Annotated in this window: 15 protein-coding genes and 2 pseudogenes; 10 read left to right on the top strand and 7 right to left on the bottom strand. The window is 65.9% G+C overall.

All coding sequences use genetic code 11. The annotated features are described in order from the left end of the window. Positions 1–607: 607 nt before the first annotated feature. The 5 genes and pseudogenes from ACZ5BH_RS00530 to ACZ5BH_RS00510 form a co-directional block, all read right to left on the bottom strand. Positions 608–1,864, bottom strand: coding sequence for an ISL3 family transposase (locus ACZ5BH_RS00530; RefSeq protein ID WP_464889982.1), 1,257 nt, complete (start codon positions 1,862–1,864; stop codon positions 608–610). Between the two features lie 223 nt (positions 1,865–2,087). Continuing rightward, positions 2,088–3,424, bottom strand: a pseudogene (locus tag ACZ5BH_RS00525) (IS1380 family transposase). 198 nt (positions 3,425–3,622) lie between these two features. Next, positions 3,623–3,907 (bottom strand): type II toxin-antitoxin system TacA family antitoxin, encoded by a 285-nt coding sequence (locus tag ACZ5BH_RS00520; protein ID WP_464889981.1) that lies wholly within the window; start codon positions 3,905–3,907, stop codon positions 3,623–3,625. Positions 3,908–4,056: 149 nt separating this feature from the next. Then, positions 4,057–4,242: a type II toxin-antitoxin system BrnA family antitoxin gene (gene brnA / locus ACZ5BH_RS00515; RefSeq protein WP_464891231.1), complete on the bottom strand. Its 186-nt coding sequence runs from the start codon at positions 4,240–4,242 to the stop codon at positions 4,057–4,059. A 31-nt stretch (positions 4,243–4,273) separates the two neighbouring features. Beyond that, complete coding sequence (locus ACZ5BH_RS00510; RefSeq protein ID WP_464889980.1) at positions 4,274–4,552, bottom strand: BrnT family toxin; 279 nt, start codon at positions 4,550–4,552, stop codon at positions 4,274–4,276. 101 nt (positions 4,553–4,653) lie between these two features. On the opposite strand from ACZ5BH_RS00510, the gene ACZ5BH_RS00505 reads away from it, so the two are divergent. From ACZ5BH_RS00505 to ACZ5BH_RS00480, 6 genes and pseudogenes are all read left to right on the top strand, one after another. Beyond that, on the top strand, positions 4,654–6,114 hold the full coding sequence (locus ACZ5BH_RS00505) for a DUF3375 domain-containing protein (RefSeq protein ID WP_464889979.1): 1,461 nt from the start codon (positions 4,654–4,656) through the stop codon (positions 6,112–6,114). Next, positions 6,098–6,766 carry a DUF4194 domain-containing protein gene (locus ACZ5BH_RS00500; RefSeq protein ID WP_464889978.1) on the top strand — a complete coding sequence of 223 codons (669 nt, stop codon included), beginning with the start codon at positions 6,098–6,100 and terminating at the stop codon, positions 6,764–6,766. The genes ACZ5BH_RS00505 and ACZ5BH_RS00500 overlap by 17 nt, the downstream gene beginning before the upstream one ends. Next, positions 6,750–7,046 carry an ATP-binding protein gene (locus tag ACZ5BH_RS00495; protein ID WP_464889977.1) on the top strand — a complete coding sequence of 99 codons (297 nt, stop codon included), beginning with the start codon at positions 6,750–6,752 and terminating at the stop codon, positions 7,044–7,046. The genes ACZ5BH_RS00500 and ACZ5BH_RS00495 overlap by 17 nt, the downstream gene beginning before the upstream one ends. A 75-nt stretch (positions 7,047–7,121) precedes the next feature. Next, the gene (locus ACZ5BH_RS00490) at positions 7,122–10,109 is read left to right on the top strand and encodes an ATP-binding protein (protein ID WP_464889976.1); all 2,988 of its coding nucleotides are present in this window, start codon (positions 7,122–7,124) and stop codon (positions 10,107–10,109) included. After that, positions 10,087–10,582: pseudogene (locus ACZ5BH_RS00485) on the top strand (DUF3322 domain-containing protein); the annotation flags it as partial. The gene ACZ5BH_RS00490 and the pseudogene ACZ5BH_RS00485, both read left to right, overlap by 23 nt. Beyond that, positions 10,583–11,296, top strand: coding sequence for a Wadjet anti-phage system protein JetD domain-containing protein (locus ACZ5BH_RS00480; protein WP_464891230.1), 714 nt, complete (start codon positions 10,583–10,585; stop codon positions 11,294–11,296). Positions 11,297–11,364: 68 nt separating this feature from the next. On the opposite strand, the gene ACZ5BH_RS00475 is transcribed toward ACZ5BH_RS00480, so the two are convergent. After that, entirely contained in the window at positions 11,365–12,099 is a 735-nt protein-coding gene (locus ACZ5BH_RS00475; RefSeq protein ID WP_464889975.1) for a DUF72 domain-containing protein, read from the bottom strand. A gap of 67 nt (positions 12,100–12,166) precedes the next feature. Here ACZ5BH_RS00475 and ACZ5BH_RS00470 point away from each other — a divergent pair, with 67 nt between their 5' ends. Continuing rightward, complete coding sequence (locus ACZ5BH_RS00470) at positions 12,167–12,865, top strand: SDR family oxidoreductase (RefSeq protein WP_464889974.1); 699 nt, start codon at positions 12,167–12,169, stop codon at positions 12,863–12,865. A 4-nt stretch (positions 12,866–12,869) separates the two neighbouring features. Continuing rightward, on the top strand, positions 12,870–14,006 hold the full coding sequence (locus ACZ5BH_RS00465) for a hypothetical protein (protein ID WP_464889973.1): 1,137 nt from the start codon (positions 12,870–12,872) through the stop codon (positions 14,004–14,006). Positions 14,007–14,234: 228 nt separating this feature from the next. On the opposite strand, the gene ACZ5BH_RS00460 is transcribed toward ACZ5BH_RS00465, so the two are convergent. After that, positions 14,235–15,329: a DUF763 domain-containing protein gene (locus ACZ5BH_RS00460; RefSeq protein ID WP_464889972.1), complete on the bottom strand. Its 1,095-nt coding sequence runs from the start codon at positions 15,327–15,329 to the stop codon at positions 14,235–14,237. Positions 15,330–15,413: 84 nt separating this feature from the next. On the opposite strand from ACZ5BH_RS00460, the gene ACZ5BH_RS00455 reads away from it, so the two are divergent. Further along, complete coding sequence (locus tag ACZ5BH_RS00455; RefSeq protein ID WP_464889971.1) at positions 15,414–18,143, top strand: PD-(D/E)XK nuclease family protein; 2,730 nt, start codon at positions 15,414–15,416, stop codon at positions 18,141–18,143. After that, on the top strand, positions 18,136–21,540 hold the full coding sequence (locus ACZ5BH_RS00450; RefSeq protein ID WP_464889970.1) for a UvrD-helicase domain-containing protein: 3,405 nt from the start codon (positions 18,136–18,138) through the stop codon (positions 21,538–21,540). Before ACZ5BH_RS00455 ends, ACZ5BH_RS00450 begins: the two co-directional genes overlap by 8 nt. Positions 21,541–21,997 lie beyond the last annotated feature (457 nt).

Below are 21,997 nucleotides of genomic sequence, written 5' to 3'. Positions count from 1 at the left end.
AAGGCCGCCTGTTTCCATCAACTCGCCAGTTTTCATCTGGTTCGTTACCGACCAGCTACGTGCCCCTGGCAGTGGCTGAGGAATGCGGAGGGTGTCATATCCGTCCTATATGAATGACCAAGATTACTTGACCAGTACGGGTGTCGACTTGCCCTGCATGGCGAGAGGCGCAGCAGGGGAGGCCTGCCTACCGGAATTATCGACTGATCGCGCAAGAAGCATGCGTTCATGTGAGTGCGCGAGATGTTGATTGTTCAGGGTCGAATCATCAGCAACATTCCTGATAACTTCTGCAGAAACGATTTGTGCTACGCTGATTCGATCAAGAAATGGTTGTCGTGAATTCATTTTAATAAGTGCGGTCGGTTGCGGTAGAATTTTGTCAGACTGGCGCGGAGCTGGCCTGCGGCGGATGATTGTGAGGATCAGGTTACGCCAGCATCGGTTCGATGCAAATAATGCGACAGATAACACACAGAAGAAAATCTGTTCATTCCTGCCGCTCGTTTTGTGCTGCCGATAGGGAGAACCGCAATGGATAGAACCTGAATCCGTGCCTTCCGATATGAAAGTTACCCTGTTGGGGGCATTACATTCAGGCTCTTCATCAATTCGTGTGGGTCCGTAACGCCTTGGCGGCCTCAGGATAGAGATCCAACCCGCCCAGGTGGAAGTAGATGGCAGCCCGGAATCGCGCCTTGTTGCGGAAGCCCCGGCTACGAACCTTGATGAGTTTGATGCGACTGTTCGTGCTCTCTGCCAGCCCGTTGGAGGCCTTGAGGATAATGGCATTCAGAATCCCCCACAGGTGCGTCTTGACCATTCTGGCAACTTTCTTCACCGGCTCCAGGCGGCTGCGAATGGCCCAGTCATACCAGCGCTTCCAGCCTTTCTCGGCCCAGGTCCGATGCACGTAATGCCACAGGCTCATGCCCTGCTCCTTGATGGCCCAGGCCCGAGCCGTTTTGAGGTTCGCGTTTCGCAAGGTGGAAAAATCTCGCCACTGCTTGCGACTCATGTTCTCGGGGTTGGCCAGCCAGGCGTGCTTGCTGCCCGTGAGAATGGCATTACCCTCGCGAAGCAGCGCCTTGTGCTCCTGGCGGCGCACCTTGTCCACCGCCTCGCCCAGGGCCTTGGCGACATGAAATTTGTCGAAGGCAATCTTCTCCGCCGCACCGGGAATCGCGGCCAGCGTGGCCTGGATGTAGGCCGGCCACATGTCCATGGAGACGCTCTCAATCGCCGTCTTCCGGGTTTCATCCAGCCCCGCGTAAAACGCCTCCAGCGTCTCTTTCTTGCGGTCGTCACCCACGTGAATGACTTCGCCCGTCTCCCGGTCGGTCACGACCGTGACGTAGTCATGCCGTTTGCGAAAAGTGGTCTCGTCCACGCACAAATGGGCATGGCACTTTTCCGCATCACGCCGCCCGAGCCCTCGCTCCACCGCCCGTTGCATGATGCCGTCAATCGCATTCCAGCTCAGACCCAGCTGCCGGCTTACCGCGCTGGGGGCAGCCTCTTTCAGCCAGTCAATGACCAAGGCCTCGAACAGGGCCGTGTAGCGGCTGCCGGACTCGGCCCAGGGAACCTGGATAAGGCAGACACCGTGCTCGGGGCAGGATACACGGGGAACCTCCGCACACAGGACCGTCCGGTATTGACAGGTATCCAGATGACGCCATTTTCGGGTCCGCTTGTTGTAACGAGGGGCGGATTTGCCGCAATGCGGGCAGACAAGCTTCGCATCCGGTTCAATCCCCACGTAAACGGTCACCTCCCCCTCGCTCAGGTGCAATTCCACATCCTGCACCTGCCAAGGGCTCTCAATACCCAGAATCCGGGCGTACAGGTCTCGATCTCTCATGAGAAGTACCCTAAGCTACCCACACGAATTGGGGAAGACCCTACATTCAAATACCGGCTGGCGAACAACAAATGCTGATTGAATCGACGGTATCGAGAGCAGAGATGCCGTTGGTCATGCGTGCAATGGCTGTCCGACGCTGCCAGCGTGCCCATCGGGCGCAATGCCGCGACGCGAGCCTTGTTGCCCGTCATCGGTTTCGTCGTGGTCCCGGACCGCGGGGCTATCCATAGGCAAGACGATGGTACAGGTCGGAAAAAATCCCCACCGCCCGGCACCGGCGACCAAAGCCGAGCTTCAGGCGGCGCCCGGTTTCAATGAAACGGGCTGCCAGATACATGATTTCCTGCATCACGGTACGGATCCGGCGGCGCTTTGCCCGGTGCCGTACCGGACCGCCGGGCCGGGTCAATCCGGTTTGTCCGAGCCAGCGCAGGATATTGTAGGCCAGAACGGCGCAAGCCAGAACCAGCGCATTGGTGGCGAACTTGCTGGAAGGCAGGCGTTCGATGTCCAGGTCGGTCTTGAACTCGCTGTGAAACTGCTCCGAGGTGCCATGGTCGGCGTACAGGGCAATGACGGCCTCCGGCGCCAGGTCGAGGCTCGTCCACCAGCCCTCGAGGGTGATCTCGGGCACCAGCAGCGCCTGGCCCTTCTTGTCGATGGTGCGTTCGGTGATCCGGAGCACCCGGCGCAGCCGATATTCGTAGCCCTGGCGGCGTCGCGTTACCCAATGCTCGAAGACCGCCACCCGATTGCCGGGGCGCGGATGCGTGAAACGGGCGTGTTTTTCAGCATAATCCAGCCAGTAGGCGGGGTCTTCCCGGCGGGGGTTCCACTTGATGAGGAAGTCCACCCCCACCGCGTCGTCTTCGTTGTGCGCAAGCACGACGTCGATGTTCTCCAGCGCATCGTTGCCGCCGTCGAGGCGCAGCAGGAGCGGGGCTTCGCTGACCCACCGTGCCCGCCTGAGCACCCGGGCGAGGAACGCGGGCGTGTCCTGCTGGCAATGCTGCTTCCCCTCGCGCAGCTCGAACTCCAGGCAATACCCTTCCCGCCCCAGATAGGCGGCCATCGGGGCATAGCCATCATGGCCATGATAGGTTCGGGAGACCCCTTCCTTGCGGGTGCCGGAGTTGTCGAACGGCGTCACGTCGGCATCCAGCGGCACGTGCCCGTGTCCAGTGCCGTCGGCTGGGCCGCGACATTGCGCAGAAAATCCACCGAGGCCTGTTCCACTACCCCGAGAAAATCCACCGCCCGCGCGTCAAGGCGCTGGCGCAAGGTCACCGCCGAGGGCACCGTCGACCCCCCCAGCGCCTCGGCGAAGAATTCATCCTCCCGGACATTTTCGACCGCCTCGAAGTCACTCTTGCCGAGGCTCAGCAGGCCGATATAGGTCCGCAGCACGTCACCATGCGAAATGCCATGTCGCAGAGGAACCTGCCGGTCAACCTGGTCGGCCAGGCCGCTGTGCCGGTTCAGCGCCATGCCGACCAGCGCAAGCCCCGCGTGAGAGGTCAGATTTGCAGTCGTTTGTTCAATGATGAAACGGCGCACGACTCACCCCGCAAGTGAGATGGACAAGTTCCATGTATTGTACGAAATAAGCCGGAAATCGCCGAGTCAGAGCGGATCCGTGCGATATTGAACTCACGGATTCAGGTATTGATTCAGGGAGGGTTCGCCGCAGTCGAAGGATTTCCTGTCGTGCTGCTTTCCGAGTGGCGTGATGATGAGATCCAAGCAGAGAGTTCCTTACCGCTGGACGTGCTTTTTATGTTCGGCAAACGCTTGCTTGAGCCTGGCGCTGGACTGAGGAGGATTCTCCAAGGCGTCCAGGAACACCTCCCAATCGGCCTGCTTCAGGGTGAGGGTTTCGTGCTCGTGGATGACTTGGTCGGCCGCGGTCAGGGCCTGGCCGAGCACGAACTCCGACAGGCTCTTGTGGGTATAGGCGGCTGCCCGTTCCAGCTTCTGTTTGGACAGGGCATCGAGGCGGATGTGCATGCGCGCTTGTTTGACGGTTTCTGCGTTGGCCATGGGAATATCTCCGTAATATACAAAGTGTGCGCCAAACGTGCATACAAGACAAGAGGAGGCTGCCTGGCAACGTCAACCCTCCCGGAATGTGCTTGCCTATTTTTGTGCCCAATGTGTGTCCAGACTATTCGAGGGGTAACTCCCGTGTCTTATGAGACCCGTTTGTGGTCCAGTTGGTTGGCGATCCAGAGTTTGATCAGTGCCTGGCGGGTGATTCCCAGGCGTCGGGATTCACGATCCAGTGCCCGGATCATCCAGTCGGGAAAGTCCACGTTGACTCTGCGCGTTGCGTAATAGGGGCGGCGAGCCTTCTCCAGGTCGAGCAGGTCCGTGATGTCTTTGTTTTCTTCGAAGGCTTGATCGAATTCAGCTGCTTTCGTCGATTTCGTTTTCATAAAGTGCTATCTCTTCTTTGCGGGATCGCCTTACGGAGATCAGCCGGATGCGATTCTCGCGGTAGGTAACGACTGCCGACCAGTGTTTTTCGCCGATCCTGGCGATGACCAGAAAGCGTGGTTCGTCAACCGTCCGGGCGGGGATTTCCAGTAGATCAGGGTCGTCCCACAGATGCTGGGCGGTTTCGAAATCGATACCGTGCTTGCGCAAATTGTGTCGGCTCTTGTCTGGGTCGTATTCAAAATCCATTTGGTATAATTATGGTATAAAACATGTATCTATACAACTCAATTTATCAGGGCGCTCTTCAGCAGTAACGGTGCTAGAGTAGGGCCCTGGAGCCTCGTTTCATGAAAGCCGTCCGACAGGTCATTGCCAATCGCCGCCTGCGCCGGGAGTCGGCCTGGGCGCTGCTGGCGCTGGATCAGGCGCCGGTGGCGCTGGGCTTGCTCGGGGCGTTTCTGGGTGGGCAGGAGCGGCGATTGCCGGGGTCGATTTTGCTGGAGCGGGTGCGGCGGGCCATCGAGGAGTTGCGCGCCGGTGGCGAGGTGCTGCCGCAGACGCCCGAGAACTATCTTGCCGCCTGGCTGCGGGCCGGGTATCTGGTGCGCAGTTTTCCGCCGGGAGCGGTGGAGGAGGAGTACGAGCTGAGTGCGGCGGCGGTGCGGGCGTTGCGTTTCGTGCAGGGGCTTGAGGAGCAGCGAGTGGTGGCCACGGAGTCGCGGCTGTCGCTGGTGATTGATCAGCTCCGGCAGTTGGCGGAGCAGACCGAAACCGATCCCCGGGCCCGTCTGGAAATCCTGTTGCGGGAGCGGGAACGGCTCGATGCGGAGATCGAGGCGGTGCGGGCCGGCCGGCTGGAACCGCTGCCGGCCGAGCGGGCCCGGGAACGGGTGCGCGAGGTCACGGCGCTGGCGCGGGAGCTGCTGGGCGACTTTCGCCGCGTGCGGGACGAGTTCGCCCGCATCAACCGGGAGCTGCGCGAGCGGATCGTCGAACACGAGGGCAGCCGGGGCGAGGTGCTGGACAAGGTTTTCGCCGGCGTGGACGTGGTGGCCAAAAGCGAGGCGGGGCGCACCTTTCGCGCCTTCTGGCGCCTGCTGACCGATCCGGAACAGAGCCTGGCCTTCGAGGAGGCGCTGGAGCGGGTGCTGTCGCGGGAGTTTGCCCGGGAACTGGATGTCGGCGAGCGCCGCTTCCTGTTGCAGCTGACCCGTTCCCTGCTCGACAACGGTGCCGAGGTGCATGACGTACTGCAGCAGTTCGCCCGCGGCCTCAAGCAGTTCGTGCAGAGCCAGGCGTGGCGGGAGCAGCGGCGCCTGCACCGCCTGTTGCGGGTGGCCCAGCGCCGCGCCCGCGAGGCCCGCGAGCACGTCTCGCCCATCCGCGAGCTGGACTTCTCCCTCTATCTCACCAGCGCCCGCCTCCATTCGGTGGCCCAGTGGCAGTTGCACGATCCGGAGCGCGAGCGGTCGGCCGGCGGCATGGTCGAGGCGGAAGCGATGACCCTTTCGCTCGAATCGGTCAGCGAGCTGGTGGCCCAGTCGGAGATCGATTTCCGCGCCCTGCGTGCACAGGTCGCCGCCCTGCTGGAAACGCGGCCCCAGGTGTCCGTGGCCGAGGTGCTGGAGGCCTGTCCGGCCGAGCAGGGACTGGGCTCGGTGGTGGGGCTGCTGGCGCTGGCCTCGCGGGACGGGTATGCCGGCGAGGAGACGGATCGGGTATGCTGGACGGGGCGTGACGGCCAGCGCCGTTGCGCGCGTATTCCCCGCCTGTATTTCGTGAAGGAAAGCCATGTCCGAACCGGATGAGATTCCCGCTGCCGAGGTGCCGGAGCCGGAGACGAGCGAGCCGCTGTATCCCACCGATACGGGGCGGCTGCCGCTGGAGGCCCGGCGGGTGCTGGTGCAGCTGCTTTCCGGGCCCTCGCTGGACGGCCGGCGCCACCGCCGGCTCTGGCCGGTGCTGCTGCGCCATCGCGAGGTGGTCGCCTCCCGGCTGCACGATCTGTTTCTCGAACTGGTGATCGATCCCGACGCCCAGGTGGCCTTCGTGCGCCAGGCCGATACCGGCGAGCTGGATACCCCCATTTTGCTGCGCCGCGCGCCGTTGACCTTCCTCGAATCGGTGTTGCTGCTGTATCTGCACGGGCAACTGGCCGATGCCGAGCTGCGCGGGGAACGGGCGGTGGTGTCCCATGACGAAATGCTGGAGCAGATGCGTCTGTACGAGCGCGAACTGAATACCGATCAGGCCGGTTTCGAGCGGCGGGCCAAGGCGGCCATCGAAAAGGCCAAGAAGAACAACCTGATCGCCGCGATCCGCAACAGCGAAGGGCGCTTCGAGATTTCGCCCACCCTCAGGCTGCTGTTTTCGGCCGAACAGGTGGCCGAACTGTCGCGGATCTATGCGCGCCTGATCCCCGGTGATGCCGGCGAGGCGGACGATGCGCAGTCAAACTGATCTGTTTACGGATCCGCAGGCCGCGGCGCGCCGTGGGCAGTTCCGCATGTGCCGCCTGCAGGTGTACAACTGGGGCACCTTCCACGGTCTGCACGACATCGCCATCGCCGAGCGGGGATTTCTGTTCGTGGGCCGTTCCGGCTCCGGCAAGTCCACCCTGCTCGATGCCATCGCCACGCTGCTCACGCCACCCCAGTGGCTGAGCTACAACGCCGCGGCCCGCGAAGGCGAGCGCCACCGGCGGGATCGCAACCTGGTGTCCTACGTGCGCGGCGCCTAGGGCGATCGCACCGATACCGCCTCCGGCGAGATCGCCACCCATTTTCTGCGCCGCGGCACCACCTGGTCGGCGTTGGTGCTGACCTTCGCCAACGGTGAGGGTCGGCGCGTCAGCCTGGTGCATCTCTACTGGCTCAAGGGTGCCGCCACGGCCACCGCCGACGTGCGCAAGCATTTTCTGATCGCCGAGCGCGATTTCGACCTTGCCGCCGAGCTGGGCGAGTTCGATCTCGACGTGCGCGCTTTCAAGCGACGCCTGACCGACGTGGACCATTTCGGCGATACCTTCCGCCCTTACGGCGAACGCTTTCGCCGCCTGTTGCAGATCGAGTCGGAACAGGCCCTGAAACTGCTACACAAGACCCAGTCGGCGAAAAACCTCGGTGATCTGAACGCCTTTCTGCGCGAGTTCATGCTCGACCGGCCCGACACCTTCGACGCGGCCGAACGCCTGGTGGCCGAGTTCGGCGAGCTGGATTCCGCCCATCAGGAAGTGGTCACCGCCCGCCGCCAGGTGGAGATGCTGCGACCGGCCCGGGAGGCGCACGAACGGTTGCAGGCGCTTGAGCAGCTCATCGCCGAGGGCGAGCGGCTGTTGCAGGGGATCGACGCCCACGTGGAGCGTCTGCGCATCGGCCTGCTGAACGAGGCCGTGGCCAGGGCAGAGGCAAGAATCCTCGGCCTCGAAGGCGAAATCCGCCGGCAGGAAGAAATGCGCGAGCAGGCACAGGCCGTTCTGCGCGAACTGCAGGCCCGGCATCGGGAGCAGGGAGGGGATCGCATCGAGCAGCTCGAAGCCCAGCAGCGCGAGGCCGAACGCCAGCGCGACGCGCGCCTGGCCCGGCGCCGCGGTGCCGAGGAAGCCTGCCGGGAGCTGGGCTGGACCCTGGCCGACGGGCCCGAACGCTTCGGCGAACAGATCAGCGAGGCCCGCGCGCGCATCGAGGCGTGGGCGGAGCGCAAGCAGGGGCTGCAGGCACAGCGGGATGCCCTGCGCGACGAGCTGAAGGCCCGGGAGGCCGAGTTCGCCGAGGTGCGGGCCGAAATCGCGGCCATGGAGCGCCAGCCGTCCAACATCCCTTCTCACATGCTCACGCTGCGCCGCCGGATCGCCGAGGGGCTGGATTGTGCCGAGAGCGAGTTGCCCTTCGTTGGCGAACTGTTGCAGGTGCGCGAGGAGGCGTCCGACTGGCGCGGCGCCATCGAGCGCGTGTTGCACGGTTTCGCCCTCTCGCTGCTGGTGGATGCGCAGCGCTATGCCGCCCTCACCGAATTCGTGGAACGCGAGGCACTGGGGGGGCGGCTGGTCTATTACCGCGTCGGCGAGGCCCGGGCCGGCGGCGTGGCGCCGGGGCCGCAGTCGCTGGTGCACAAGCTGGAGGTGAAGCCGACCGTGTTCCAGCCATGGCTGGAGGCCGAACTGCATCGGCGCTTCGACTACGCCTGCGTGGACAACCTGCGGGATTTCCGCGCCAGCGAACGGGCCCTGACCCGGGCCGGCCAGGTGCGCCACGGCCGCAGCCGGCACGAAAAGGACGATCGACACCGCATCGACGATCCCCGCCGCTGGGTGCTTGGCTTCGACAACCGCGAGAAACTGGCCCTGTTTCGCCAGCGTGCCGGCGAACTGGGCGCCGCCCTCGCCGAGGGCGACCAGCGGCTCAAGGCCTTGGAAGCGGAACGGGAGCAGGAAGAACGGCAGGTCTTCGCCTGTCAGCGGCTGGCCAATCTCGAATGGTCCGAGATCGACGTGGGCGCGGCGCTCGAACGAGTGACGGCCATTGAAAAACAGCGAGCCACCCTGCGTGAAGGCAACCGCGATCTGCGCGAACTGGGCGAGCGCATCGCCGTGCAGGAGCAGCAGTTGAAGGCGATCGACGACCGGCTCATCGAACTGGGTTCGCAGCAGCGGGAGAGTGAAAAGCAGCGGGATCGTCACCGCCAGGAGATCACCACGGCTGAACAGAACCTGGCCGCCCTGCCCGAGCCGGAGCAGGCGGTGCGCGAGGAACTGGCCCGCCGTTTCGAGGCGCTGGAGGAATCGGTGACGCTCTCCCGACTGGACCGGCAGCGCACGCGGATCGAACGCGCCATTCAGAAGGAACTGGAAGCGCGCCGCGAGGAACGCGCCGCCTGCCAGCGGAAGATCGAGGCGATCCTGGTCGGGTTCAGGCGCGAATGGCCCGAAGCCAGCGCCGACATGGACGCCACCCTGGAAGCCATGTCCGATTTCCTGGCCCTGTTGCAGCGCCTGGAACACGACGGCCTGCCGCGACACGAAAAGCGTTTCTTCGACATGCTGCGCGAGCAGAGCAGCGAAAACCTGGCGGCGCTCAACAAGTGGCTGTCGCAGGCACGCAAGGACATCCACGTGCGCATGGAAACCGTCAATGCCGGCCTGGCCGAGGCCGAGTTCAATACCGGCACGCGCTTGCGCATCGAAGTGCGGGATCGGCAGTTGCCCGACGTGCGCGAGTTCAATCAGCAGGTGTCAGCCGTGCTCAGCCATGCCTGGCAGGACGATCGCCAGGCTGCCGAACGGCGCTTTCTGCAACTCAAGGAACTGGTCGGCCGGCTTGCCGGCAACACCCCCGAAGACCGGCGTTGGCGCGATCTGGTGCTGGACGTGCGTCAGCACGTGGAGTTCATTGGCGTCGAGCAGGATTTGGAGGGCAGGGAAGTGGAACTCTACCGTTCCGGTGCCGGCAAGTCGGGTGGTCAGCGGGAGAAGCTGGCCACCACCTGCCTGGCTGTCGCGCTGCGCTATCAGCTCGGTGGCAGCGAGGGCGAGTTGCCGCGTTATGCCGCCGTGGTGCTCGACGAAGCCTTCGGCAAGGCCGACAACGAATTCACCGAGCAGGCCATGGGCGTATTCGAGAAATTCGGTTTCCAGATGATCGTGGCCACGCCGCTCAAGGCGGTGATGACCCTGGAGCCCTTCATCGGCGGCGCCTGTTTCGTGGACATCACCGATCGCAGGCATTCGGCCACCCTGGCCATCGAGTACGACGCAACCTACCAGCGGCTCGATCTCCCCCGGCATGGCCAAGAGCTTTCTGCTTGATCCGGACGAACTGCGCACGCGTCTGCAGCGGCGTTTCGAGCGTCAGCGTGGTGACTGGCTGCGCGGCGGCGGTGCGTGGCCGCTCTCCCTGCCCCTGGGGATGCCCTCGGAAGACGAGGCCCTGATCCAGAGCGATGCCGTGCGCCGCTGGATACAAGCCTGGCAGGACTGGCGCGGACCCGGCGAGATCGAATGGGTGGAACGCCGCTGGCGCCGCCTCGGCACCCAGCGCCTGCCGGCACGGATCCGTTTCGGCGATGCGGAGGCCGCCTGCGCGATGCTCGGGGAAAGCCGGACCCTGGCCCGCGCCCGGCTGGCCACGATCGGCGAGCCCTGGCCTGCGCTGTGCGAGTTGGCCACGCGCAACTGGCCGCTGCTGGCCGAATGGGAAGAAGCGGACTTCGCTGGCCTCATCGGGCTGCTCGAGTGGCTGCAGGCATCCCGCTTCCGGCCTCTATCTCCGCCAGTTGCCCGTGCCGGGGGTGGATGGCAAGTGGCTGGAGCGTCACCGCCGCCTCCTTGCGGAGTGGCTCGGCCTGTTGCGTGGCGCCGGGCCGGGGCAACGAGATTTGTATCAGCTCGCCGGCTTGCGCCCTTTGCCCGGTCGTCTGCGGCTGCGCGTGCTCGATCCTGCGTTGCGCCGCCATCTCGGGGGAATCGGCAATCTCGAAGCGCCCATCGAAGAGGTGGCCGCCCTGGCGCTTCCGGTGCAGCAGGCCTTCATCGTCGAAAACCTGCAGACCGGCCTGGCCTTCACGGATTTGCCCGCCACGGTGGTGTTCATGGGCCAGGGCTATGCGGTGGACGTGTTCGCGGCCATTCCCTGGCTGGCGGCGATTCCCGTTCACTACTGGGGCGACATCGACACCCACGGCCTGGCCATCCTCGATCGCCTGCGTCATGACTTGCCCCATACCCGTTCCCTGCTGATGGACGAAACGACGTTGCGCGAGCACGAGTCCCTGTGGCGCCACGAGGCCCGCCCGGCCCAGGCAGCGGATCTGCCGCGCCTGGATCCGGCCGAGGCCGCCCTGTACCGGGATTTGCGCCAGGGCCAATTCGGCCCCGGCGTGCGGCTGGAGCAGGAGCGGATCCCTTGGCTTTTTGCCTGGCAACGGATCCTGCAGGCAGCAGAAGGGGACGAAGCCGACCCGGCCACACCGTCTCGCGTGCGCGGGGATGGCTGATTCCGTCGTCGCGGCACGCGCCGCGACAATCGGGCGCCGCTCCTGCCCACCGACGCTCGGCCATGTGCCTACGCACCGACCTTCACCTGCAAATCCTGCGCGTTTTCCACCGCATACCCCGCCTCGTCGTTGTCGAAGTAGCAGTACACGTCCTTTCCCTCGTCCAGCCACGTTCGGATCCGGCGCGCCCAGGCGGCGAGGGTGCGGCCGTCGTATTTGCCCTGGTAGGCCCCATCCGGGCCGTGCAGGCGGATGTAGACGAAATCGGCGGTCACGTGCAGGGGAGAGCGGTAGCCGGCCAGTTCGTAGATGCAGAAGGCGGCCTGGTGCTTGCGCAGCAGGTCTAGGATGTCGTCGTTGATCCAGCTCTCGTCGCGGAATTCGAAGGCGTGGCGGTGGCCGGCGGGCAGGACATTGAGGAAGCCGGCAAGCCGTTCGGGGTTGCAGCGCCAGCGGGGCGGGAGCTGGTAGAGGATGGGGCCGAGTTTCTTGCCGAGGCGGGTCATGCGGTCGAAGAAGGTGGCCAGGCCTGCTTCCGGATCCTTCAGTTTCTTCATGTGGGTGAGGTAGCGGCTGGCCTTGGCGGCGAAGAGGAAATCCCTCGGGGTGGTCTCGCGCCACTGGTCCACGGCTGTCTCACTGGGCAGGTGGTAGAAGGCGTTGTTGATCTCGACCGTGCGAAAGTGCCGGCAGTAGTAGTCCAGCAGGCGAGCGTTCGGCAGATCCGCGGGATAGAAGGGGCCCTTCCAGTGGGGATAGGACCAGCCGGAGGTGCCGATAAATGCGCTGCCTTTGCGGGACATGGAGCCTTGTGCCTGGAGGTTCGCGGGCCTACATTCCCAGTATAGGCAGAGAGGAAAGGGGAACACCATGCGCAGCGTTCTGGTGACCGGCAGCAACCGCGGTCTGGGTTTCGAGTGGGTCCGGCAGTATGCCGAGGCGGACTGGCGCGTCTACGCCACGTGTCGCCACCCGGAGGCCGCCGAGGCCCTGCAGGCGCTGGCCGACGTGCATCCCGGCATCTCGCTGCACCGGCTGGACGTGACCGAACCGGATGCGATCCGTGATCTGGCGCGGGAACTGTCGGAACACCCTCTCGAACTTCTCATCAACAATGCCGGGGTCTATTTCGAACGCTGGGGCCGGGATCGGCTCGGCCAGATCGACTATGACGACTGGCTGACGACCTTCGAGGTCAACACCCTCGGCGCCTTCCGGGTCACTGAAGCGTTGCTCGGCAGCCTCGAGCGGGGCGACAAGCCCCTGGTGGTGAACATCTCCAGTCACATGGGCAGCCTTGCCGACATCAACGCACCCAATGATTATGCCTACCGCTCCAGCAAGGCCGCACTCAATGCCGCCAGCCGGGGACTGGCGCTGGAGCTGCAACGGAATGGCGTCGGGCTGCTGCTCCTGCACCCGGGCTGGGTGCGTACCCGCATGGGTGGCGAAGAGGCGCCGCTCACGCCGGCCGAGAGCGTGGCCGGCATGCGTGCCGTGGTGAACCGCTTCACGCCGCAGGATCAGGGGCGTTTCTATCGCTACGACGGCGTCGAGATGCCCTGGTAGGGGCATGAAACGTTTTCGGCCAGTCGTGGTGGCGAGCCTTCTGTTGCTGGGCCTGCCGCTCGCCGGCCTGGCCCTGGCCGGGCAGACCATTACGCCGTATCTTGCCTTTCCGCCACGCACCGACTTCGTCGCCCATGCGCCCTTTTCCTGGAGCGTGTTCATTGGATTGGCGCTGGTGATTCTGAGCCTGCTGGCGGTGCTCGTCCGGATGCTGTGGCCGGTACAACGCGGGTCAGCGCCGGTGGCGCGGCCCTTGCCATGGTGGGGCTGGCTTGCCCTCGTGAGCCTTGGCCTGTTCTGGCTGCTGGCCTGGACACGCCCGGCATTTCTCGGGCCCCTGCGTTCGTGGACCTTCACGCCCCTGTGGCTGAGCTGGATCGTGCTGGTCAACGCGCTGGCCTTCCGGCGCACGGGCCGCTGCCTGCTCATCCGGCATCCGCGCGCCTATCTTGCGCTGTTTCCTCTCAGCGCCGCGTTCTGGTGGTATTTCGAATACCTCAATCGCTTCGTGCAGAACTGGCACTACGTCGGTGAGGTGACCCGTGAACCCCTGTCCTATTTCCTGCACGCGAGCCTGGCCTTCTCCACGGTGCTGCCGGCCGTGATCGGCACCCTGGCCTGGCTGTGGACCTGGCCCGGCCTGGGCAGTCGCTGTCTCTCCTGGCGCGGAATGCCCGGCCATCGCCGGGTTCGCGGCGCGCTGCTGCTGACGATCGCCGCCGTCAGCCTGGCCGGACTCGGCCTTTGGCCCGACGTGCTGTTTCCCCTGGTCTGGGTCGCCCCACTGCTGCTGATCCTGGGGTTGCAAATGCTCGAGGGAGTGCCGACGGTATTCACCGAACTGGCGCACGGAAGCGGCCGCTGCCTTGCGTTGCCGGCCCTGGCCGCGTTGCTGTGCGGCTTTCTGTGGGAGCTGTGGAACGTGAACAGCGATCCCAAATGGATCTACAGCATTCCCTTCGTGGATCGCTTCCACCTGTTCGAGATGCCCATCCTCGGTTACGCCGGCTATCTGCCTTTCGGTCTCGAATGCCTGGTGATCGCCGCCCTGTGCGATCCCCGGCTTTGCCAACGCCTCGACGATCTGATTGGGAAGGATTCCGGACCGGCAAATGCGCAGGAGCGGCGCGGGCCGCGATGAGTCGGGTTTTCGCGGCTTGCGCCGCTCCTGACAGGCTGTTGAAAAAGCCCATCCATGGGCTTTTTCAACCCGGGAACGGAAAACGCGGTTTCCCGTTCCCTCACATTTTCAATGGCTTGACGCCATTGAAAATGGCGATGCCTCCATGCATCGCACACAGACTGTCGAAAAACGGCGTTTTTCAACAGCCTGCTAAAAAATCGTGTCAAAACAATTCTGAGACATTTGCTACCTTTGTTGCAGCGCCCCCAGTCCCGATGCCCACTGCCCCAGCCGCCGCAGGGCATCGCGCTTTTCGCTGTGGCCGAGGCGGGCCTGTTCGAGTGCGGTGCGGAAGGTCTCGATGGTCCGGTCGTAGCGTTCGCGGTGGACGGGGTAGGGGGTGCCGTCCTTGCCGCCATGGGCGAAGGCGTAGGCGGCCGGGTCGCGGGTGGCGGCGCGGCGGCCGTAGACGAGTTCGGCCACCAGGGCCAGGGCGCGTAGCGACTTGGGGCCGAGGCCCGGCGTGGCGAGCAGGGCCTGAAAGTCTTCCGGCGGATGCGCGTAGGTGTGGCTGAGCACCTTCTGCAGTTGCCCGGGGCGGATGTCCGCCGCATCAAGGAGGTGATGGAGGGGCATGTTCAGGGTAGGCAGGTGCTGGATGGCCCTGGCCACGTCCCGATCCGGTTCGCGGGTGATTTCGGTGATCGCCGTTCGGGCCGCGTCGCTTTCGCGGTCGATCAGGTTGAGGGTGGCTTGTCGCCTGTCGCAGCAGATGGCGGCATGGGGTTCCACCACGAAGCTCTCCAGCCCCGCGCTGATCCAGTGATAGCGGCGGGCCATGCCGCTGGCGTCGTTCATGCCCTGCTGCACCACGGACCACTGGCCGTCGCGGGTGAAGAAGAAGCTGTGGTGATAGAGCTGGTAGCCGTCCTGCAGGGCGGTGTTGTCGACCTTGGCCGACAGGCGGCTGGCCTCCACCAGGGGGGTCGGATCGTGGCCCAGGCGTTCGCAGGCGGCGGTGATCTGGGCCGGCGTCTTGCGTGAGGCGGCGCCCTTGCCGCCGGCGGCGAACAGGCCGAGGTCGTGCTCCAGCCCCTTGAGGCCTTCCTTGAGCGCCCCGCAGGCGGTGGTGGTGACGCCGCTGGAGTGCCAGTCGAACCCCAGTACGCAACCGAAGGCCTGGAACCAGTAGGGATCGGCCAGGCGCAGGAGCATCTCCTGCGGGCCATGTTCGGCCACCACGTGACAGGCGATCTCCCGGGCCAGCTTCGTCATGCGCTCGAACAGCCAGCGGGGCGCCTTGCCGCCATGCAGGGGGAGATGGGCGATACCGCTGCGCATGGCCCGATTGTGGAGCGGCGGCCGCCGCGTGTCCAGCCGCGGGTTTGCCCTATAATGAAGCCCCTTGCCAGGAAGCCGAGCGTCGTGCCCGAACCTTCTCCCGCCGTTCCCGAAACCGTTCCTCTGGAGGCGCTGCTGACCGCCGCCCGGGCGGGTCACCGCATTCTCACCGGCAACCGGCGCCTCGCCCAGCAACTGCGCCAGGCCTATGCGCGGCAGAGGCAGGCAGAGGGGCAGACGGTGTGGGACACGCCGGCCATCGAACCCTGGAACGACTGGCTCGTGTCGGCCTGGGAGACGGTCCAGCTTGCCGACGGCTCCCCACCGCGCCTGCTGCTTTCGGCGGAACAGGAGCGCCATCTCTGGGAACAGGTGGTGGCCGACAGCCCGGTGGGCGCCCGCCTGTTGCGCCCGGCGCCCACGGCCCGGCTGGCGGCCGAGGCCTATGCCCTGTTGCACGCCTGGGATCTGCGCCTGCCGGGTGACGAGACGCAATGGAACGAGGATGTCCGCGCCTTTCGCGACTGGCAGATCGAGTTCGATTTCCGGTGTGAGGAGAACGGCTGGCTGCCGGCCTGCCGCCTGCCCGAAACATTGAGCGAGCAGCCCGCGCTTCTCGACCCCTGGACCGCACAGCCCTTGCATCTGGTCGGCTTCGAGGAGCTGGTGCCGGCCCAGCGCCGGCTGCTCGCGGCCCTGGAGACGGCCGGCGGCCATTGGCGCTGGGTGCGGCCGGCCGGGGTGCAGGGCACTCGCCGGCGCGTGGCCCTGGAGAGCGCCGCGCAGGAGACGGCGATCCTGGCCCGCTGGGTGCGCCAGCGCCTCGAAACCGATCCCCAGGCCCGGATCGGCGTGGTGGTGCCGGATCTGGCCGCCCGCCGCAGGGCATTGTGCCGGGCCCTGGATGCAGTGCTCGCGCCCGGCATTCGCTCGCCGGGTGGGGATGCCCGCACCCGGCCCTACAACGTCACCCTCGGTCAACCGCTGGCCGACGAGCCGCTGGTGCAGTCGGCGCTGCAACTGCTGGCGCTGGCCATCGGCCGACAGCCCTTCGAGGAGGCCATGCGCCTGCTGCGTTCGCCGTATCTGGCCGGCTGGGACACGGAGACAGGGCGCCGGATGCGGCTGGATCGGCAGTTGCGGGAGATCGGCGAGCCGCACATCGGCCTTTCCCGCCTGCGGCATTATGCCGCGCTCGAGGACAGGCCCTGGCATTGTCCCCAACTGGCCGAGCGGCTGACGGCCGTGGAACGGCTGGCCCGGGAATGGCCGTCACGGGCGCAGGCCGGCACCTGGGCGCAACACTTCTCGGCCCTCTTGCAGGCGGCCGGCTGGTGCCAGGGCCGCAGCCTCTCCAGCCATGAATACCAGGCCAGCGAGGCCTGGCGGCGCACCCTCTCCACCCTCATTGCGCTGGAGACGGTGGGCGGGCCGATGAGCGCGCGCGAGGCCCTGGCCCGGTTGCGCTCCCTGGCGGCCGCCCGGCTCTTCCAGCCCCAGTCGCCCCCGACACCGGTGCAGGTGATGGGCCTGTACGAGGCCATCGGCGCCCACTTCGATCACCTCTGGGTGATGGGCATGAGCGATGACGTCTGGCCGCCTTCGCCCCGGCCCAACCCCTTCCTGCCGCTTTCGCTGCAGCGCCGGCACGGTCTGCCCCATGCCTCCGAATCCCGCGAGCTGGAAGTGGCGCGCCGGATCACCGAACGGCTGGGCGAAAGCGCCGGCGAGGTGATTTTCAGCCATGCCGTGCACGAAGGCGAAACCGTCCGCCAGCCCAGTCCGCTCATCGCCGCGCTGCCGGAAGTCGCCTCGAGCGATCTGGCGATCTGGAGCGGTCCCGACTGGGCGGCGCGGATCGCGGCCGCCGGCGAACTTCAGCGGATCGAGGATGTGCCGCCTCCGCCCGTCCCGCCCGGCAGCATTCGCGGCGGCAGCAGCCTGTTCCGCTTGCAGGCCGCCTGTCCCTTCCGTGCCTTCGCCGAGCTGCGTCTCGCCGCGCGGCCGCTCGGCGAAGTCGGGATCGGCATCGATGCCATGACCCGCGGCAGCCTGGTGCATCGGGTATTGCAGCTCGTCTGGAAGAAAATCGGCGATCATGAAACCCTCTGCCAGCTCGGGGAAAACGCCTTGCAGGCGCAGGTCCGGCTGGCGGTGGAACAGGCCGTGGAGGAGATGGCCGGACGCCTGCCGCAGATCTTTACTGCGGCCTTTCGGCGCATCGAAAGCGAGCGCCTCGAAGCGCGGGTGCTCGCCTGGCTCGACATCGAGAAGCGGCGCAGCGAGTTTCGCGTGGAGGCCACCGAAGAAAAGCGGGAAGTCGATATCGAGGGCCTGCGGATCAAGGTGATTCTCGATCGGGTGGACCGCTTGCCGGACGGCCGGCACATCGTGGTCGACTACAAGACCGGCAAGGTCTCGCCATCGGCCTGGTTCGGCGAGCGGCCGGACGATCCCCAGTTGCCGCTGTATGCCACGCTGCTGCGGGCGGATCTGGCCGGGGTGGTGTTCGCCCAGGTGCGGCCGGGCGAGATGGGCTATCGGGGCGTCGTGGCCGAAGCGGAACTGGTGCCCGAGGCTCGCTTGCCGTCGGCGCTGGAAGGTTACGCGGACACCGGTGACTGGCAGACGCTGCTGAACCAGTGGTCGCAGACCATCCACCGTCTGGCTCGCGAGTTCCGCGACAGCCACACGGCCGTGGATCCCAGGGACGCTCCGCAGACCTGCCGCCATTGCGCCCTGGCCGGGCTGTGCCGCATCACCGAGGCCGATGGCGCCCTGTTCCTTGATGAGGCGGAAGCGGGCGATGGCTAAGGCGCCGATCGATCAGCCGATTCGGGAACGAGCCCTCGACGTGCGCGGCTCGTTCATCGTCCAGGCCCCGGCCGGTTCGGGCAAGACCGGGCTGCTGACCCAGCGCTTCCTCGCCCTGCTGTCGCAGGTCGCGGCGCCGGAAGAGATCGTCGCCATCACCTTCACCCGCAAGGCCGCGGCGGAGATGCGCGAACGGATCCTCGGTGCGCTGAAGGCGGCCCGGGCGGGAACGGCGGCGAAGAACGATCACGAACGCCTCACCCTGGAGCTGGCCGGCGCCGCGCTCGAACAGGATGCCCGGCAGGCATGGCGGCTGCTGCACAATCCGGCGCGGCTGCGAATTCTGACTTTCGATTCCCTCTGCGCGGCGCTCGTGCGGCAGATGCCGATCCTCTCGGGTTTCGGGGCGGCGCCGGCGGTGGTGGAAGAGGCCGGCCCCCTCTATCGCGAGGCAGCCAGCCAGATCCTCGAGCAACTGGAAAGCCGGGAGGCCATCGGCCACGCCGTCGCCCGCCTGTTGCGCCATCTCGACAACCAGCACGAGCGGGTTCAGGAACTCGTCGCCGCCATGCTGGCGCGGCGCGATCAATGGCTGCGCCATCTCGCCGGCAGCGATGATCACCGCAACCGGGAGCGGCTCGAAGCGGCCCTGGCGCGTATCGTGACAGAAGGCCTCGAAGCGGCCCGCGCGGCGTTTCCCGAACCCTTGCGTGACGAATTCCTGCGCCTGCTGCGTTTTGCCGCCAGCCAGCTCGGGGACGATGCGGAACTGGCCGTGTGCCGGGATCTCACCGATCTGCCCCCGGGCCGGATCGAGGCGCTGCCCCAGTGGCAGGCCATCGTTCGCTGGCTGCTGACGAACGAAGGCCGCCTGCGCAAGTCGCCCACCAAGAACCAGGGCTTCCCGCCCAAGAGCGCCGGTGCCGATGCGGCCGAGAAACGGCTTTTCGAGACGATGAAAAAGGGCATGAACGCCCTGCTCGACAGCCTGCGGGAGGAAGCCGGTTTTGCCCAGGCCCTGGCCCGGATCCCGGCGCTGCCGCTGCCCCGTTACACCGACGCCCAGTGGCAGGTGCTCGAAGCGCTGTTTGCCTTGCTGGTGCATGCCGCCGCCCACCTGAGCGTGACCTTCCAGCAGGCCGGCGAGGTCGATTTTGCCGAGATCGCCATGCAGGCCGTGGCCGCGCTGGGCGAGCCTGAAGCGCCCACCGATCTGGCCCTGCAACTCGACTATCGCATCCGGCATCTGCTGGTGGACGAGTTTCAGGACACCTCCATCAACCAGTTCGAGCTGCTCCGGCGGCTCACCGCCGGCTGGATGCCGGACGACGGGCGCACCCTGTTCCTGGTCGGCGATCCCATGCAGTCCATCTACCGCTTCCGGGAAGCGGAAGTGGGGCTGTTCCTCGAGGTCAAGCATCACGGCCTCGGCGGCATCCGCCCGACGTTTCTGCAGCTCGAGGTCAACTTCCGCTCCCAGGCCGGCCTCATCGACTGGGTCAACGCCGCCTTTCCGCGGATTTTCCCGCCCGAGGACGACGAGCAGGCCGGCGCCGTCGCCTACAGCCCGTCCCGGGCCCATCACGATGCGCTGCCTGGCGATGCGGTACAGATCCATCCCTTCGCGCGGGGCGAGGAAGCGGCCGAAGCCCGCACGGTCGTGGAACTGGTGAGTCAGACCCTGGCCGAGGATGCCAGGGCCGATGTGGCCATCCTGGTACGCAGCCGCAGCCATTTGCTGCACATCGTGCCGGCGCTGCGTGCGGCCGGCATCCGCTATCAGGCCGTGGAAATCGACTCCCTGGCCAGCCGCCCCGTGGTGCAGGATCTGCTCTCGCTCACTCGGGCCCTGCTGCACCCGGCCGATCGCATCGCCTGGCTGGCGGTACTGCGCTCGCCCTTGTGCGGACTGGTGCAGCGTGATCTGCTCGAGCTGGCCGGTGGCCCCGACGACATCCTGCCCGAACGCCTGCAGGACCCGTCGTTGCACGCGGCCCTGTCCGCCGACGGGCAGCGGATCCTGCAGCGGGTCGCGCCGGTACTGATCCAGGCCCTGGCCCAGCGTGCCCGCCTGCCGTTGCGGGACTGGGTCGAACAGACCTGGCTCGCCCTGGGCGGACCGGCCTGTCTCGAACCGGCGACGGCGCACGAGGATGCCGGCACTTTCCTCGATCTGCTCGACGCCCTCGATACCGGGGGCGAGGTGGCGGATCCGGCCCGTCTCGAAGAGGCCGTGGCGGAACTCCATGCCCGGCCCGACACGGGCGAGGCGATCCGGGTGCAGCTCATGACCATTCACAAGGCCAAGGGCCTCGAGTTCGACACGGTCATCGTGCCCGGCCTCGGCAAGCCGCCCCGCCGCGATGAACGCCGCCTGCTCTACTGGCAGGAACAGACCTTCCCCGGGGGCGAGACGGCGCTGCTCTTCGGCCCCATTCCGGCTGCTGGCGAGGAACACGATGCCACGGTGGCCTACCTGCGCAACCTGGAGAAGGCCAAGGGCCGGTTCGAGGCCCAGCGCCTGCTCTACGTGGCCGTCACCCGCGCCCGGCGCCGCCTGCATCTGACCGGCCATGCCGATCGCAATGCCAAGGGGGAACTGCGTCCCGCGGCCGACAGCCTGCTCGAACTGCTCTGGCCGGTGGCCGGGCCGATATTCGCGGCCGGTCTCGAAGGCCGAACGGCCGATGACGGGGCAGGGGAGATCGCCGAGGCTGCCGTGCCCGTGGCGTTTCCTGCCTCCCTGAAGCGCCTGCCGCCCGACTGGCAATGCCCCTCGCCACCGCCGGGACTCGCCGCGCGCCCGGTCGCGCCGGTGCCGGACGAGACGCCCGCCATCGAGTTCGACTGGGCCGGCGAGACTGCCCGTCATGTGGGCACGGTCGTGCACCGCTATCTGGAGTTCCTGGGGCGTCTCGCCGACGCGCAACAGCAACGCTTTGCGCCCGAGCAGCACGCGCAGCGCATCCGGATCCGGCTGCGCCAGTGCGGCGTGCCCGCGGCACACCTGGCCGACGCCACGGCCCGCGTGATCGCGGCCCTCGAACAGGTGCTGGCCGATCCGCGCGGCCAGTGGATCCTGTCATCCGCTCACCCGGACGCGCGCAGCGAATACCCGCTCACTGGCCTCCTCGACGGCCTTCCCCGCCAGTTCATCGTCGATCGCACTTTCCGCGACGAACACGGCACCCGCTGGATCATCGACTACAAGACCAGCCGCCACGAAGGCGGCGGGCTCGACGAATTTCTCGATCGGGAAGTCGAACGCTATCGCGCCCAGCTCGAAGGCTACGCCCGCCTGTTCGCCCAACGGGAAGCGAACCCCATCCGTCTCGGTCTCTATTTCCCCCTCCTGGGGGGCTGGCGGGAATGGGGATTTGCCGATGGATCATCATGAAAACCCATGCGGTCACCGCCCGTCGTCGTTGTCGGGCTGCACGTCAAAAAGTGTGAACTGTTTGGCAAAACGAAAAATTCGTTGAAACCCGTTGCTGCCTTGGTGGGGTGGGATTTTTCGATCCATGTGTGATTGTCCCGCGTCTGTGCTGATCCGCGTTTTGTTTTTTAAGCGGTTGAAAAACGTAACGAAGTTCTGCGTTCATCGACGAGGCCCAGGCGGGTCTGGCGTCAGAAAAAAGTATTAAAGTCATCCTCTCTTGTCGGATTTCGCCGACACGAAAAAGCGTTTTTTCCGTAATTGAAAATCTCGTCAGCTTTGTCAACAATGTGCCCGCCCTGAAACGAACCGTCAGCAAGGACAGGTTCCGGGCAACCCAAAACAAGCAGAACAAACAAGTCGTGCGCGAGCACGCATGCCGGACTGACACGGACAGGATAGTGGACCTGAGTCGGCC

The organism is Thioprofundum lithotrophicum (genome assembly GCF_055387065.1).
Note: the sequence above shows the minus strand (reverse complement) of the source record. Positions and strands in the feature narration are given on the sequence as shown.